This window comes from Rhizobium sp. SL42, assembly GCF_021729845.1.
Taxonomy (GTDB): domain Bacteria; phylum Pseudomonadota; class Alphaproteobacteria; order Rhizobiales; family Rhizobiaceae; genus Allorhizobium.
In genome coordinates this window covers 2,126,307-2,140,838 of the sequence record NZ_CP063397.1, presented here as the reverse complement: position 1 = coordinate 2,140,838, position 14,532 = coordinate 2,126,307, and the positions used below count along the sequence as shown (strand labels likewise).

Here is a 14,532-nt window from a genome sequence, read left to right as displayed (position 1 = left end):
GGAAGCTCAAGCGTTTCTTAGGACCTTGCTGGTAGCTTTCGCGCACACACATGCGAGAGCGAGCAATGAACAAGGTTGATAAGCCAGACGCATTCGACCTCGGTGCCATGCGCCAGAAGGCGAGCCAGGCGACCACAGATCCCGACGCATCCCCCGGACCAACGGAGCCGGTGGAAATCAGCGCTTTGGCACGCCAGATCGCCGGTCAGTACAGTGACGTCAACTATTCGCCGACGATCATTATCGGCCAGCTTCGCTTTCTCGAATTCTTCAGCCTGTTTGCCATCGCGCTTGGCGCCAATTTCTTCTTCGCGCTGGCGCCCTACGACCATCTCCTGGGTTCGGCAGCCAACGGCTTCATCAGCGCGGCACTGGCTTTGGTGCTGATGCAGGCCGCCGACTGCTATGACGTCTCGATCCTGCGGACCCCCATGCGGTTCATGGGCCGCGTGCTGACCAGCTGGATGGCATCTGTTGCCATGATCGCACTGGTCAATTTGCTGTTCTTCGCCAACGATGCCCACTACCGGACGGTACTGGCGGCGTGTTTCCTGCTGGGTGCGGCCTATCTTTTCGTTGAACGCAACCTGATCGGCTTTGCCATCCGTCGCTGGGCGCGCAACGGCGTTATGGAACGTCGGGCCGTGATCATCGGCGGCGGCAAGCCGGCAAAAGACCTGATCCGGGCGCTGGAACAGCAGCCGGAGAACGACATCCGCATATGCGGCATCTTCGACGACCGCAACGCGCAGCGCTCACCGGATGTAATCGCCGGATATCCGAAGCTCGGAACGGTGGCCGAACTGGTCGAGTTCGCCCGTCTGGCGCATATCGACATGCTGATCATTTCACTGCCGCTGAGCGCCGAGGCGCGCATCATGCAGCTGCTCAAAATGCTCTGGGTCCTGCCCGTCGATATTCGCCTGGCTGCGCATTCCAACAATCTTCGCTTCCGCCCGCGTGCCTATTCGCATGTCGGCGCAGTGCCGCTGCTCGATATCCTCGACAAGCCGATCCGCGACTGGGACTCGGTGGCGAAGCGGGCCTTCGACATCTTTTTCAGCCTTCTGGCCCTCGTCCTGCTTTGGCCGGTGTTCATCGGCGCAGCATTTGCCGTGAAAATCAACTCTAAAGGCCCGGTCTTCTTCGTTCAGAAACGCCATGGCTTCAACAACGAGATCATCAACGTCCTCAAGTTCCGCTCCATGTATACCGAGATGAGCGATCCGACGGCGCGCAATGCGGTTACCAAGAACGACCCGCGTGTCACCTCTGTCGGGCGGATCATCCGCAAGACCTCGATCGACGAATTGCCGCAGATCTTCAACGTGCTACGCGGTGACCTGTCGCTCGTCGGCCCTCGCCCGCATGCCATTCTCGGCCAGACGCGCGACAAGCTCTATGGCGACGTGGTCGAGGGCTACTTCGCCCGTCACCGGGTCAAGCCGGGCGTGACCGGCTGGGCGCAGATCAACGGATGGCGCGGCGAGATCGACACCGACGACAAGATCAAGTTTCGCACGGCCTATGACCTCTATTATATCGAGAACTGGTCGCTGCTTTTCGATCTCAAGATCCTGTTCCTGACGCCGATCCGTCTTCTCAACACGGAAAACGCCTATTGACCGCGATCGCCGCCCACCAGCCGGCTCCCTTCAGGCCGCAGGCAGCGGCCGTTCAGATGGTCGCGTCATGGCTGATCGCTTTCGGTGTCTTTCTGTCCGGCTTCGTCATCTCCGAACCTGCCCCCTATGAAATGCTGATGGTCGTGCAGGTGGCCTTGTGGTTCCTGCTCGGGCTGAAGATCTCGCGCGCCGTGGCCCCGCTGCTGGCACTTCTGCTGACCTTCAATGTCGGCGGCATGCTGTCGCTGACCGTGCTGCGCGATATCGTAACTGACCAGGTTCTCTATGTCGCTGTGTCGATATTCCTGGCGATTACCGCCGTCTTCTATGCCGCGATCATCGAAGACCGGCATCAGAGGCTGAAGCTGATCTTCCAGGCCTGGGTGGCAGCTGCCGTCATCACCGGCATGCTCGGCATCCTTGGATATTTCCACGCCTTTCCGGGCGCCGAGATCTTTACCCGCTACGACCGCGCCATGGGCGCGTTTCAGGATCCGAACGTGTTCGGCCCGTTTCTGGTCGCGCCAGCGCTTTACCTGATGTACGGCCTGCTGACCGGGCGTCTGGTCGACGCTCCCTTGCGTGTCGTCGGCATCCTGATCATCGCCTTTGCCGTCTTCCTGTCATTTTCGCGTGCCGCCTGGGGCCTCTTCCTGTTTTCGGCGCTGGCGCTTGTCTTCATCATGCTCCTCAAGGAACGCACGAATGCATTCCGGCTGAAGATCCTGATGTTGTCACTGGCAGCCGTCGCGATGATCGTGCTTGCTCTGGTCATTGCGCTGCAGTTCGAAAAGGTTCGCGACCTGTTTCTTGCACGCACCCAGCTGGTGCAAGATTACGATGGCGGGCATCTCGGCCGCTTCGCCCGCCATAGGCTCGGCTTCGAAATGGCGATGGAGCGACCATTCGGGATCGGCCCGATGATGTTCAGCAAGATCTTTCCGGAAGACGAACACAATATCTGGCTCAAATCGCTGATGACCTATGGCTGGCTCGGCTTCGTGTCCTATGTGACGATGATCCTCTGGACCTTCTCGATGGGCTTTCGATACCTGCTGCGCGACCGACCGTGGCAGCCTTACCTGATGATGTCCTGGATCGTTCTGGTTGGCCACATGCTGATCGGCAACGTCATCGACACCGATCACTGGCGGCATTTCTATCTCATTCTCGGCATTGTCTGGGGATGCGGCGCACTCGAATGGCGCCATCAGCGGCAGATCAAGCGCAACGCAGCCTGATCGACGCGCGGTTATCAATAAACTCAGAGAAGATTTGATTCCTGCACCATCTGCGCCATATTGTTCTTCATGATCTCAGCTGCACAAATCCGCGCCGCCCGCGCCCTTATCGACCTGACAATCGACAAGCTGTCGGCAGCAAGCGGCGTTTCCGCGCTCCTGATCCTGCAGATCGAAACCGAACGCGCCTATGATGCCGGCCCCGACGCTTATGCGCGGCTCAAAGAGGCTCTGGAAGACATGGGCATTGCGTTTCTCGACGCTGGACAGGGCGGTGAAGGCGGCGAAGGCATTCGCCTTGCCCGTCGGCCCCATGAGGTCGATGGCATCCGCCCGGAAAACCTCAACGCGACCAACGACGATTAATTTCGCGGTGCATGGAACAAAACTTTGTTCCATGGCTTACCTGCCTGAACGACACAGACAGGAGAAATTCATGAATCGAAGCAACGGTCTCTACCTCATCATCGGTGCACTCGTCGTGGCCGTGGTCGGCCTTGGTGCCTACGTATACCGCGAGGAAAGCAAGCCACAGGGCGTGGAGCTTCGCATCGGCGAGAATGGCGTTTCGGTGGAAGAGAACTGAGCGACGAGCGGTGAATTAGACCGGCTTGATGAAGCTTCGATAGAATTGCACGGGGGCGCTTATGGCGCCCTCAAGCATGTAGGGCTGGCGCTCTGTCGTGCCGGCGCGCCGGGTGATCGGCAGTCCGTGATCAAGCCCGTCAATCAAACGGAACTCGATGAGCACCCTGCCCTGTCGATCCTTCCAGACCAACGACTTGCCTGAGGCTGTGACCACTTCGACACCGTCCTGCTCGTTCAGGCCGTAGAGATCCAGCCACTGGACAAGACTGGCCCTCGCATTGACCGGGGCGACAACATGGTCGGCGCTGCCGTGCCAGATCGATATCGCCGGCTGGGCCTGCGTGTCCGGCCGAACCTGCCTGATCAGATCTCCCCATTCAGAGGGACTGCGGTTGGCTCCCGATTTCATCACCGACAAGGCAGTCATCGCATCGCGTGCGGCGCCAAAGGGTAATCCGCCGACGATCTGGCCTGCGGCGAACAGGTCCGGATAGGTGGACAGCAAGGCGGCGGCCATCGCGCCGCCCGCCGACAGCCCCTGGATGAAAATGCGGTCCGGCGCGACACCGTGTCGGGCGGCTGAATGCTCGATCATCTGGCGGATCGACATCAGCTCGCCACGATCCCTGGCAACGGCGCTGGGGCGAAACCAGTTGAAACAGAGGTTCTGGTTGTTCTGCTTGGTCTGCTCCGGGTAAAGCAGGACAAAGCCCTTTTCTCGAGCCATCCGGCTCCAGCCGCTGGCGTGATCGAACCCTTGAGCGGTCTGCAGGCAGCCGTGCAGCACGACCACAAGGGCGCCGCGCTCTGCTTTTGTGGATGGTACGAATTCCAGCATGCGCAGCCGGCCTGGATTGTGGCCGAAGGCATGGACCTCCACGAGCCCGGATCGGTTTGCCCGCGCACGAGCAGGCTTCGGTGCATCGATCGTCGGCAGCGCCCGCATCGCAGTGGTCAGTTTCCTGCCCCACTTGCGCTGTTCCCGCAGGATCGAGGATAGCGGCATAGGGATCTTGAAGCGCATCGGGCTCTCACTCTCTATCAGTCTCTATCATCGCATATAATGCTGCAATGCAGCAAACATAGGACAAGAGATGAGAAAAGTTCAGCTTGACGGGCAGAGCCCGTGCATCTGTCTACCGATGAATTTGAATACTACTGGGATATCAAGGATTAAATGGTCGGGGCGGCCGGATTTGAACCGACGACCCCTTGACCCCCAGTCAAGTGCGCTACCGGGCTGCGCTACGCCCCGACCCGCCATAAAGGCAAGTTTCCTTTAGACAGTCAGTCGAAACGGTGCAAGGGGAAACTCGGAAAGAGCAGAAAAAATCACATCCGGCTCCTCGCTCCGTTCTGGCCTGGCAGTTACTTCAACCTGGCCATCAGGGCCTGAACCTCGAGCAGACGGCGGCGATCTTCCTGGTCCTCGCTATCGATCGCGTAACATGTTGTGTCCATGCAGAAGCGCGTCACCTTCAGCGGCTGCGCATCCGGATCGAACTGGCATTCGATCTCCTCGTCGATCTCGGTATCTTTTGCATCCAGCTTGGTAGAATAGGTCAACCGCGCTCCCGGCGGGCTCAATTCGGGAAAGGACTGGACCACGCCGACTTTCAGATCCTTCACCATGAGCATGCTCTTCGCTACAAATATGCAGGCGTCTTCAACCGTCTTCGGTGCCGCCCCTGGGGACTGGGCAAGGACCGGCGTGACAAGCCCCGAAGAAGCCAGGAGAACTGCAGCGAAAAGATTGGATTTCATGGTGCCTCGCATGTGCCGATAAAGTTCGGAAACGAGGAAGGCAGGGGTATGTTCCATCACGAAGCAATGAAACGATCTTCGACCGATCACTGGCCCCTTATCGGACCTGATCGAGCAGGCGCTTGCATTCGAGCAGGTCGAACAGTGCCTCTTGCAGCAATGCACGGTCCTCCTTGCCGATCGCGCCCTTGCCGACGGTGATTTCCGACGCATGGTCGCTGCCGCTGCCAAAGCCGAAGAAGCGGCCGCTTGCGCGGATCTTCGGACGCCCGACCAGCTGATCCTCGTCGAGGCCACCGCCGAGCTTGGGGTCATCGCCCTTGGCGGCGCTTGCGGCAACCAGCGCTTCCATCGTGGCCACGTCACCGGTCGCGACAGCCATGACAAATTTATTGCCATTGGTCTTCAGAAGCTTCTGTACGCCCTTGATCGTATATCCCTGATCGTAGAGCAGATTGCGGATGCCTTTGAGCAACTCGACGTCGTCTGGGCGATAGTAGCGCCGGCCGCCCCCGCGCTTCAGCGGCTTGATCTGGGGAAAGCGGGTTTCCCAGAAACGCAACACATGCTGCGGCAGATCGAGATCATCAGCGACTTCGCTGATGGTGCGGAAAGCATCCGGGCTCTTGTCCAATTGCATTTCACCGCTCCTCATGCGCCGCACTCCCGGCCGCGCACATCGCTGCGCATTTCAACAATTTGTCGCAATGGCTGCAAGCCATGCGTGACTGCGGGCAAAATGTTGCACCGCTTGTGCTCAGGCAGCCGGATTTGCCGGCTTCTGCTTGGCCTTGCGGGAAATATGGGCACGCAGGATACGCTGTTTCAGGACGTTCGACGCCTTGAAGGTCATGACGCGGCGCGGGGAGATCGGAACCTCCTCGCCAGTCTTCGGATTGCGACCGATGCGTTCGTTCTTGCTGCGCACCTGAAAGGTGGCAAAGGACGAAAGCTTGACCATTTCGCCCCGCACGATGGCGTTGCAGATTTCGTCGATTACCGTTTCGACAAGCTCAGCCGATTCCGTGCGTGACAGCCCTACTTTCCGGAAGACCGATTCAGCCAAATCCGCACGCGTCACTGTCTTCCCGGCCATAGTTCTCGCCCGCCTAAATCAATGATCTTGTTGAATTCCGTAAAGACTATTGTCCTTAACGGCGACGGTCAAGCGCTTGTTGATGCGCATTTTTTGGCTCTGCCCTACCAGCGGAGCATCACAGCACCCCAGGTGAAGCCACCGCCCATCGCTTCGAGCATTACCAGGTCACCCTGCTTGATGCGACCGTCACCGGCTGCCGTGGCAAGAGCCAGAGGAATGGAGGCTGCCGAGGTATTGCCGTGAAGATCAACGGTGATCACGACTTTCTCGGACGGGATGCCCAATTTCTTCGCCGAAGCGTCGATGATGCGCTTGTTGGCCTGGTGGGGAACCAGCCAGTCGATATCACCGGCGGTCGTGCCCGTGGCATGAAACGCAGCCTCGATCACGTCCGTGATCATGCCGACAGCGTGCTTGAACACTTCCCGGCCTTCCATGCGCAGATGGCCGACGGTGCCGGTTGTCGACGGGCCGCCATCAACATAGAGCTTTTCACGATGGACGCCATCCGAGCGCAGATTGGCGGTCAACACACCGCGGTCCGCAGTCGTCCCATTCCCCTCCGCCGCTTCGAGCACGATTGCGCCGGCGCCGTCACCGAAGAGAACGCAGGTGGTCCGGTCGTGCCAATCAAGGATGCGCGAGAATGTTTCGGCGCCGATCACCAGGATGCGCTTGGCCATGCCACCGCGGATATAGAGGTCGGCCGTCGACAACGCATAGATAAATCCCGAACAGACCGCCTGCACGTCGAAGGCGAAGCCGTGATGCATGCCGAGGCGGTTCTGGATATTCACAGCCGTTGCCGGGAACGTGTTGTCCGGCGTGGAAGTGGCGCAGATGATCAGGTCGATATCGGCGGATGTCAGGCCAGCGCGATCAAGCGCTGCCTGGGCTGCGGCCGCACCGAGCGACGCTGTGGTTTCGCCTTCACCGGCAATATAACGCTGGCGAATGCCCGTGCGCTGCACGATCCACTCATCAGACGTTTCCACCAAACCCTCAAGCTCGCCATTGGTCATCACCCGCTTCGGGAGCGACGCTCCGAAACCGCGAACAACAGAACGAATCATTATGTTTCCTACCTAGTGTTCATGCGGCTTCGGGGCCCGCTGGAGACGGGTGCCGGGCATGATATTTTTTCAAATCGTTTTCGATCTTTTGCGTCAGACCGTTCCGGGCCATGTCATAGCCGACGTCGATGGCCGCTGCAAAGCCTTCCGCATCGGTGCCGCCATGGCTCTTGATGACGATGCCGTTCAGGCCGAGGAAAACACCGCCATTGACCTTGCGGGGGTCCATCTTGTCGCGCAGGCGGTCAAAGGCGCCCTTGGCCAGAAGATAGCCCAGCTTGGCGACCAGCGTCCTCGACATGGCAGCGCGGAGATACTCGGCGATCTGGCGCGCGGTTCCCTCCGCGGTCTTCAAGGCTATATTGCCGGTGAACCCTTCCGTTACCACCACGTCGACCGTACCCTTGCCGAGATCATCACCTTCGACGAAGCCGAAATAGTCAATCGTGTCGAGCCCCGCCTCACGGATCAGGCGGCCGGCCTCCTTGACTTCTTCCTGTCCCTTGATCTCCTCGACGCCGACATTCAGCAGACCGACCAGGGGACGCTCGATTTCGAACAATGCGCGCGCCATGGCGCCCCCCATAAGGGCGAAATCAAGCAATTGCTGGGCATCGGCGCCAATCGTCGCACCGACATCGAGAACGATGCTTTCGCCAGAGAGCGTGGGCCAGATCGCGGCGATAGCCGGACGTTCGATGGTGGCCATCGTGCGCAGGCAGAACTTGGCCATGGCCATCAGGGCACCGGTATTGCCGGCCGAGACCACCACATCGGCCTGTCCGGTCTTCACCGCCTCGATCGAGCGCCACATGCTGGAAATGTAGCGACCGCGGCGCAGCGCCTGGCTGGGCTTTTCGTCCATGCCGACAGAGACTTCGCAGTGATGGAAGACCGATTTGGCCTGTAGCTTCGGATATTGCGCCAGGATCGGCAGACACCGCTCCTGCTGCCCGTAAAGGATGAAGGTGACGTCCGGGTGACGATCAAGCGCCTTGGCAGCGCCGGGTATGACGACTTCGGGACCGAAGTCGCCGCCCATGACGTCGAGAGAAATTCTGATCACTGAAACCTGACCCTTCTTCTTCGCTGCCTAGCGAAATTTCGGCCAAAATACCGCTTTTGTGTCCATGCACAACCCACCCATGGGAGCAGATGGGGCCTGATCAGTCCTTTTTCCAGTCTTTCAACACCGCGAAAGGCGAAGGCTTGCGGTCTTCTTCGTCCACGCTCTCGATATGCGCCGTAAACTCGGCGCCGGGCTTTTTCGGGTAAGGATCAATGCCGAGAGCGGCAAACTCGGCCACCAGTTCACCAGCATCGATCGTATCGCCGACGAAGGTTTCCGGCAGATCCGGGCCATCCGGATCAAGCACCATTTCGCCGACGCCATCGGCGACGATCCGGGCAAGCTTGGAGCCTTCGGGCACGAAGATCTGGTCGATTTCCTGCTCGATCATCGAGACCACCGGCTCCAGCGTCACGATGCAGGCCTGGACGATTTCGCCGGAGACATGCCCTTTGATACGCACCCCGTCCCTCTTCCACCGGGCAATCTGAAGTTCGGCCGTCAGACTGTTGACGCCTTCGATGTTCCAGATCTCGGCCAGGGCATGCCGTTCGCGCTCGTCCGCGGAAAGGCGAACCCTTACCGGGTTTGCCGACACATGGCCGACCTTTACCAGATAGCTGAAGGCGGCCGCATCACCGGGCTTGTTCGTGCTCATGTCAATTCAATCCTTCGGTCGAGGCCGTGGGCACGGCAAGACTCGCCTGTCCGGTTTCTATCGACGCCTCTTCTATGCCGGACAATGCACGCTCCGCGGCGAATATCCACTCCGCCAGGGACTGCATGGAAGGCGCAGCAGCGCCGGCCTCCGGATGCAGGTTGCGACGAAGGGCTGCGTCCAGTGCTGTGGCGTCATTGCCGTCGAGCGCTGCCGCATAGGATTCAAGCCGACCATAAAACATGCCGGCCAGTTTCTTCATGCGTTTCGGCACCCCCTGGTCGCCCACGCCAAGCTCGCGAATGGAGTGATCAACGTCCTCGAAAAAGGCGTCGATGATCTCCTGCGCAATCTCCTGACCACTGCGATCAGACTTTGCCGTGCGACGGAAATAGAGAATCAACATGATCGACAGCATTTCGAACCGGCCCATGACCGTGTCCGGAACATGCATGTCGCGATAGAAGGCCGGCGCGCGCGCAGCCGATGTCAGCGCGGCGTATTGGCGCTCGACAATTGCCCTGTTGTTTCTTTTCTTCCGGAAGAAGCCGAATACCATCCAATTCCACCAAAAAGAGCCTGCCGAACGGGTCGGCCCGCACGTGGTCGTGTTGCATGATTGCGAAAGCTGGTTTACCGAAGCAGACGTGAATTGCAATGCCGTTCTAGAGCGCCGTTGCCGCATCCTGCGGCAGACTGGCGCTGAAAAGTGCGGAATACCATGGTGTTGGCCGCGCCTTTTCCCCGGAAAGGCCACAATGCTATGCGCAGAAGCGGTGCGGCGCTCAAGGGCGCCATCGACAGTCATGGGAGACGTGCGTGGAAATTCGGATTTTCAGATCGGACAGCAAGGTTCTGAGCTCGACGGCCCTCGCCGTGGCGCTCGCCATCAGCGGCCTTTCCGGTTGCCAAACCGCCGAAGTCTTCCATAACGGCTATGTGGTGGATCAGGCAGCCCTTGACCTCGTCCCCGTCGGCTCAAGCCGCGAACAGGTTCTGCTGTCGCTCGGAACGCCATCGACCACGGCGACCTTCGAAGGCGAGGTCTTCTATTATATCTCGCAGAAGCGCACCCGTTCGGTTGCCTTCATGAAGCAGAAGCTGGTCGAGCAGCAGATCCTGGCGATCTATTTCGACAAGGACGGCATCGTCACGCAGCTCGCCAACTACACGCTTCAGGATGGAAAGGTGTTCGATTCGATCTCCCGTACCACCCCGACAGGCGGCAAGGACCTCACCTTCATCCAGCAGCTGCTTTCGGGCGGCGGCAGCGCAGCCAACAGCATCAAGAACGTGCTTGGCGGCGGCGGCATGGACGGCATGTAAGCCTCATTTCATTCAACAATACAGAAAACCGCGGAAGAGCATTCCGCGGTTTTCTTGTTTTTGCACGGTGTGGTCGGATCAGCCCGCCAGAACAGCCAAAAGCAGCAGCGCCACGATATTGGTGATCTTGATCGCCGGATTGACGGCCGGACCTGCCGTATCCTTGTAGGGATCGCCGACCGTGTCGCCGGTGACGGAGGCCTTGTGGGCATCCGATCCCTTCAGATGGCGAACGCCATCCTTGTCGATGAAGCCATCCTCGAAGCTCTTCTTGGCATTGTCCCAGGCACCGCCGCCTGACGTCATCGAGATGGCCACGAAGAGGCCATTGACGATCACGCCGAGCAAGGATGCGCCAAGCGCGGCAAAGGCCGAAGCCTTGGAGCCGGAGATCAGCAGAACACCGAAATAGACCACCAGAGGCGCCAGAACCGGCAGCAGCGACGGAATGATCATCTCGCGGATGGCGGCCCGGGTCAGGATATCGACCGCACGGCCATAATCCGGCTTCTCGGTGGCCTGCATGATGCCCGGCTTTTCGCGGAACTGGCGGCGGACTTCCTCGACGATCGAACCGGCTGCGCGACCAACGGCCGTCATGGCGATGCCACCGAAGAGATAGGGGATCAGGCCACCGAAGATCAGGCCGGCGACGACATAAGGGTTCGAAAGATCGAACGAAATCGCACCCATGTCGGCAAAGTACGGGTACTGGGCGCTGTTTGCGGCAAAGTACTGCAGGTCGTTTGAATAGGCGGCAAAGAGGACCAGAGCGCCGAGGCCGGCCGAGCCGATCGCATACCCCTTGGTCACCGCCTTGGTGGTGTTCCCCACGGCATCGAGCGCATCGGTCGACTTGCGGACCTCCGGTGGCAGGCCGGCCATTTCGGCAATGCCGCCGGCATTGTCGGTGACCGGACCGAAGGCATCGAGCGCGACGATCATGCCGGCAAGGCCAAGCATGGTAGTGACTGCGATTGCCGTGCCGAAAAGGCCGGCCAGCTGGTAGGTGGCAATGATGCCGCCAACGATGACGATGGCGGGCAGAGCGGTGGATTCCAGCGATACCGCCAGGCCCTGGATGACATTGGTGCCATGACCGGTGACCGATGCCTGGGCGATAGAGTTGACCGGGCGCTTGTTGGTGCCGGTATAGTATTCGGTGATCACCACGATCAGCGCCGTGACGATCAGACCGAGGATGCCGCAGAAGAAGAGATTGAGGCCCGTGACATCCATGCCGGCAACGGTACCGATCGAGCCCCAGCCGATCGTCAGAGACGTGGCGAGTGCAAGGCCGCCGATCGACAGCAGGCCGGTGACGATCAGGCCCTTGTAGAGAGCGCCCATGATCGAACCGTTGGTGCCGAGCTTGACGAAGAAAGTGCCAATGATCGAGGTGATGATGCACGCGCCGCAAATGGCGAGCGGATAGATCATGGCGACTTCAAGCGCTGTGGACCCGGCAAAGAAGATCGCCGCCAGAACCATGGTTGCCACCACGGACACCGCATAGGTTTCGAAAAGGTCGGCGGCCATGCCGGCGCAGTCGCCGACATTGTCGCCGACATTGTCGGCAATGGTTGCCGGGTTGCGCGGATCGTCTTCGGGAATGCCGGCCTCGACCTTGCCGACAAGGTCACCGCCGACATCGGCACCTTTGGTGAAGATGCCGCCGCCGAGACGGGCAAAGATGGAGATCAGCGAGGCACCGAAGCCAAGCGCCACGAGCGAGTCGATGACCTCGCGCGAGCCGCTTTCATGGCCGAGCATCGTCGTCAGAATATAGAAATAGATCGAGACGCCGAGCAGTGCCAGGCCTGCGACGAGCATGCCGGTAATGGCACCAGACTTGAAAGCAATGTCGAGACCGGCGGCCAGGCTGTGCGAGGACGCCTGTGCAGTGCGCACATTGGCGCGGACGGAGACATGCATGCCGATAAAGCCGGCCGCGCCCGACAGGACGGCACCGACGAGGAACCCGATGGCTGCGGTAGCGGACAAAAGCAACCATGTGGCGATGAAAACGACGGCACCGACGATCGCGATGGTCAGGTATTGGCGAGCGAGATAGGCCTGCGCACCTTCGCGAATATAGCCTGCGATTTCCTGCATTCGGGCATTGCCCTGGTCAGCCGCCAGCACTGAGCGTGTCGCCCAGACAGCGTAGACCACCGACAAAAACCCGCATAAAATTACGCCTAAAAGAACCGTCATTCGCAATACCCTCCCGTATTGCCCGCGCCTCACTCTTCGCGGGCGGTGTCACGCAGACTCAAGGCCCCTCCTCCGAGACCTCGTCGACGCGAGGCGAGATTGCGTTGCACTTTCCTTTGCGTCAAGTGCGCATATTCGGCGCGACGGAAGGCTCAGCCGGGCTTTCGGGATGCAACCCGCATCTGCAGCAGGACCAGAACAAGGCAGAGAATTGTCACCGGCCAGATGACGAGGTTCATGACCGACCAGCCAAAGGCGGTGAAGACCTTGCCCGACGAGAAGGAGGAGAGAGCGACGGTCGAGAACAGGATGATGTCGTGAAAACCCTGGACCTTGTCGGCTTCGGCCGGACGGTAGCTCGAGGCGACAATGGCCGTTGCACCGATGAAGCCGAAATTCCAGCCGATGCCGAGCAGCACCAGCGCGCCCCAGAAATTCCACAGCTCGATGCCCCAATGGGCCACCACCGCACAGGACATCAGGATCAGCAGGCCGGCCGCGACAATCTTTTCCGGCCCATAACGGGATATCAGCATGCCGGTGAAAAAGCTCGGCGCAAACATGGCTATGACATGCCACTGGATGCCGAGTGCCGCGAGGTCCGACGAAAAGCCGCATCCTATGACCATGGCGAGCGGCGCGCCGGTCATCATGAAGGTCATCAGGGCATAGGAGCCGATGCCACAGACCATGCCGGTCATGAAACGCTGTGTCATGACGATTTCCCGCAGCGGCCGCGTGGGCTCAGATGCCGCGGACACCTTGCCCGCAAGGCTCGGCAGCTTGAGAAAAAAGAGAACGCCGATCGCGGCCAGCAGGAGCGGAACAAGGCCGAGGAAGGCCCCGGCAAATGTCACCGGTGCGAGACTATCCTTCAACCATATCGCGATCTGCGGGCCGACAATGGCCGAGACGATGCCAGCCGCCAAAATCCAGGAAATCGCCTTGCCCTTGTAGAAACTCGGCGATGCATCCGCCGCGGCAAAGCGGATCTTCTGGGTAAAACCGGCGGATAGCCCCATCAACGCCAGCGCGACGACGAAGAGCCAGAAATTCGACTGAACAAGGGCAAAAGCAGCCAAGGCGCTTCCGGTTGCTCCCAGCAGGGCACCGATCATGAAGCTTTCGCGCCGGCCGAGAAGACGCGATGCCGCCGCGACACCAACGGCACCCAGTGCGATGCCGACATTGAAGCCGGTCAGAGGCGCGGTGGACAGAGACTTGTCGGCGCCGAGCATCTGGAAGCCGGCAAGTCCGCCGACCGAAAAGGCCAGCGGCGGAGCTGCGCCCAGGATAGCCTGGGCGACAGCCAGGAGGGAGACGTTTCGCTTGGCCGTCGCAAGTTGACCGTCCAGCCCCGCGTTCGACGTCCCGTCCATCCCTGTCCTGCCTTATTTTTGCGCCGGTACGCGGACCTGCTTTGCAATGCGATCGAGCACCGCATTGACCAGCTTCGGCTCGTCATCAGAGAAGAAGGCCTGCGCGATCTCGACATATTCCGTTACGATAACCGCGATAGGCACGTCCTTGCGCTCGATCAATTCGAACGTACCGGCACGCAGGATCGCGCGAACGGTGCTGTCGATACGCGACAGCGCCCAATCGTCCTGAAGCGCCTGGCGGATCATCGGATCGATCTTGGTCTGGTCACGGACAACACCGGCAACAATCGAGCGGAACCACGATGCATCGGCCTTGAGATAGGTGTCGCCATCCACTTCCTGACCGAGGCGGTGTGCCTCGTATTCCGCGACAACTTCAAGCACACCCGTGCCGCCGATATCCATCTGGTAGAGAGCTTGAACGGCCGCAAGCCGGGCCGCGCCACGCTGGTTTGCCGTTTTGGCCGGCTGTTTGTCTTCGGTCGTCATT

Annotated in this window: 16 protein-coding genes and 1 tRNA gene; 5 read left to right on the top strand and 12 right to left on the bottom strand. The window is 60.0% G+C overall.

Annotated features, from left to right (window positions below):
- Positions 1 to 65: 65 nt before the first annotated feature.
- The 4 genes from IM739_RS10080 to IM739_RS10065 all read left to right on the top strand — a co-directional run bounded on the left by IM739_RS10080 (position 66) and on the right by IM739_RS10065 (position 3,452).
- Positions 66 to 1,625, top strand: coding sequence for an undecaprenyl-phosphate glucose phosphotransferase (locus IM739_RS10080; RefSeq protein WP_237367681.1), 1,560 nt, complete (start codon positions 66 to 68; stop codon positions 1,623 to 1,625).
- On the top strand, positions 1,622 to 2,866 hold the full coding sequence (locus tag IM739_RS10075; RefSeq protein WP_237367680.1) for an O-antigen ligase family protein: 1,245 nt from the start codon (positions 1,622 to 1,624) through the stop codon (positions 2,864 to 2,866). Before IM739_RS10080 ends, IM739_RS10075 begins: the two co-directional genes overlap by 4 nt.
- Before the next feature lie 69 nt (positions 2,867 to 2,935).
- A complete protein-coding gene (locus IM739_RS10070; protein WP_237367679.1) occupies positions 2,936 to 3,232 on the top strand; it encodes a hypothetical protein in 297 nt (98 codons plus the stop codon).
- Between the two features lie 70 nt (positions 3,233 to 3,302).
- Positions 3,303 to 3,452 (top strand): hypothetical protein, encoded by a 150-nt coding sequence (locus tag IM739_RS10065; RefSeq protein ID WP_007598321.1) that lies wholly within the window; start codon positions 3,303 to 3,305, stop codon positions 3,450 to 3,452.
- Positions 3,453 to 3,467: 15 nt separating this feature from the next.
- On the opposite strand, the gene IM739_RS10060 is transcribed toward IM739_RS10065, so the two are convergent.
- The 9 genes from IM739_RS10060 to IM739_RS10020 form a co-directional block, all read right to left on the bottom strand.
- The gene (locus IM739_RS10060; protein WP_237367678.1) at positions 3,468 to 4,478 is read right to left on the bottom strand and encodes an extracellular catalytic domain type 1 short-chain-length polyhydroxyalkanoate depolymerase; all 1,011 of its coding nucleotides are present in this window, start codon (positions 4,476 to 4,478) and stop codon (positions 3,468 to 3,470) included.
- 154 nt (positions 4,479 to 4,632) lie between these two features.
- Positions 4,633 to 4,709: transfer RNA gene (locus IM739_RS10055), tRNA-Pro, on the bottom strand.
- A gap of 113 nt (positions 4,710 to 4,822) precedes the next feature.
- On the bottom strand, positions 4,823 to 5,218 hold the full coding sequence (locus tag IM739_RS10050; RefSeq protein ID WP_237367677.1) for a hypothetical protein: 396 nt from the start codon (positions 5,216 to 5,218) through the stop codon (positions 4,823 to 4,825).
- 97 nt (positions 5,219 to 5,315) lie between these two features.
- Positions 5,316 to 5,852: a MerR family transcriptional regulator gene (locus IM739_RS10045; protein ID WP_237371034.1), complete on the bottom strand. Its 537-nt coding sequence runs from the start codon at positions 5,850 to 5,852 to the stop codon at positions 5,316 to 5,318.
- 123 nt (positions 5,853 to 5,975) lie between these two features.
- Positions 5,976 to 6,314, bottom strand: coding sequence for an integration host factor subunit alpha (locus IM739_RS10040; RefSeq protein ID WP_007600004.1), 339 nt, complete (start codon positions 6,312 to 6,314; stop codon positions 5,976 to 5,978).
- Positions 6,315 to 6,418: 104 nt separating this feature from the next.
- Positions 6,419 to 7,390 carry a beta-ketoacyl-ACP synthase III gene (locus IM739_RS10035; RefSeq protein WP_237367676.1) on the bottom strand — a complete coding sequence of 324 codons (972 nt, stop codon included), beginning with the start codon at positions 7,388 to 7,390 and terminating at the stop codon, positions 6,419 to 6,421.
- Positions 7,391 to 7,409: 19 nt separating this feature from the next.
- The gene (gene plsX, locus IM739_RS10030; RefSeq protein ID WP_237367675.1) at positions 7,410 to 8,456 is read right to left on the bottom strand and encodes a phosphate acyltransferase PlsX; all 1,047 of its coding nucleotides are present in this window, start codon (positions 8,454 to 8,456) and stop codon (positions 7,410 to 7,412) included.
- Positions 8,457 to 8,556: 100 nt separating this feature from the next.
- Complete coding sequence (locus IM739_RS10025; RefSeq protein WP_237367674.1) at positions 8,557 to 9,117, bottom strand: YceD family protein; 561 nt, start codon at positions 9,115 to 9,117, stop codon at positions 8,557 to 8,559.
- A 1-nt stretch (position 9,118) separates the two neighbouring features.
- Positions 9,119 to 9,676 (bottom strand): ubiquinol-cytochrome C chaperone family protein, encoded by a 558-nt coding sequence (locus tag IM739_RS10020; protein WP_237371033.1) that lies wholly within the window; start codon positions 9,674 to 9,676, stop codon positions 9,119 to 9,121.
- A 260-nt stretch (positions 9,677 to 9,936) separates the two neighbouring features.
- On the opposite strand from IM739_RS10020, the gene IM739_RS10015 reads away from it, so the two are divergent.
- Positions 9,937 to 10,443 carry an outer membrane protein assembly factor BamE gene (locus IM739_RS10015; protein ID WP_237367673.1) on the top strand — a complete coding sequence of 169 codons (507 nt, stop codon included), beginning with the start codon at positions 9,937 to 9,939 and terminating at the stop codon, positions 10,441 to 10,443.
- A gap of 78 nt (positions 10,444 to 10,521) precedes the next feature.
- Here the strand turns inward: IM739_RS10015 and IM739_RS10010 are convergent, their stop codons facing one another.
- From IM739_RS10010 to nusB, 3 genes are all read right to left on the bottom strand, one after another.
- Entirely contained in the window at positions 10,522 to 12,660 is a 2,139-nt protein-coding gene (locus IM739_RS10010) for a sodium-translocating pyrophosphatase (RefSeq protein WP_237367672.1), read from the bottom strand.
- A gap of 152 nt (positions 12,661 to 12,812) precedes the next feature.
- On the bottom strand, positions 12,813 to 14,039 hold the full coding sequence (locus tag IM739_RS10005) for an MFS transporter (protein WP_237367671.1): 1,227 nt from the start codon (positions 14,037 to 14,039) through the stop codon (positions 12,813 to 12,815).
- A gap of 12 nt (positions 14,040 to 14,051) precedes the next feature.
- A complete protein-coding gene (gene nusB / locus IM739_RS10000; protein ID WP_237367670.1) occupies positions 14,052 to 14,531 on the bottom strand; it encodes a transcription antitermination factor NusB in 480 nt (159 codons plus the stop codon).
- Position 14,532 lies beyond the last annotated feature (1 nt).

Bases quoted from the DNA above. Each gene is read 5' to 3' on its own strand.
- IM739_RS10040 (WP_007600004.1), bottom strand. From the start codon at position 6,314: ATGGCCGGGAAGACAGTGACGCGTGCGGATTTGGCTGAATCGGTCTTC.
- IM739_RS10020 (WP_237371033.1), bottom strand. From the start codon at position 9,676: ATGGTATTCGGCTTCTTCCGGAAGAAAAGAAACAACAGGGCAATTGTC.
- IM739_RS10060 (WP_237367678.1), bottom strand. From the start codon at position 4,478: ATGCGCTTCAAGATCCCTATGCCGCTATCCTCGATCCTGCGGGAACAG.
- IM739_RS10070 (WP_237367679.1), top strand. From the start codon at position 2,936: ATGATCTCAGCTGCACAAATCCGCGCCGCCCGCGCCCTTATCGACCTG.
- IM739_RS10035 (WP_237367676.1), bottom strand. From the start codon at position 7,390: ATGATTCGTTCTGTTGTTCGCGGTTTCGGAGCGTCGCTCCCGAAGCGG.
- IM739_RS10080 (WP_237367681.1), top strand. From the start codon at position 66: ATGAACAAGGTTGATAAGCCAGACGCATTCGACCTCGGTGCCATGCGC.
- IM739_RS10005 (WP_237367671.1), bottom strand. From the start codon at position 14,039: ATGGACGGGACGTCGAACGCGGGGCTGGACGGTCAACTTGCGACGGCC.
- nusB (WP_237367670.1), bottom strand. From the start codon at position 14,531: ATGACGACCGAAGACAAACAGCCGGCCAAAACGGCAAACCAGCGTGGC.
- IM739_RS10050 (WP_237367677.1), bottom strand. From the start codon at position 5,218: ATGAAATCCAATCTTTTCGCTGCAGTTCTCCTGGCTTCTTCGGGGCTT.
- IM739_RS10010 (WP_237367672.1), bottom strand. From the start codon at position 12,660: ATGACGGTTCTTTTAGGCGTAATTTTATGCGGGTTTTTGTCGGTGGTC.
- IM739_RS10025 (WP_237367674.1), bottom strand. From the start codon at position 9,117: ATGAGCACGAACAAGCCCGGTGATGCGGCCGCCTTCAGCTATCTGGTA.
- IM739_RS10065 (WP_007598321.1), top strand. From the start codon at position 3,303: ATGAATCGAAGCAACGGTCTCTACCTCATCATCGGTGCACTCGTCGTG.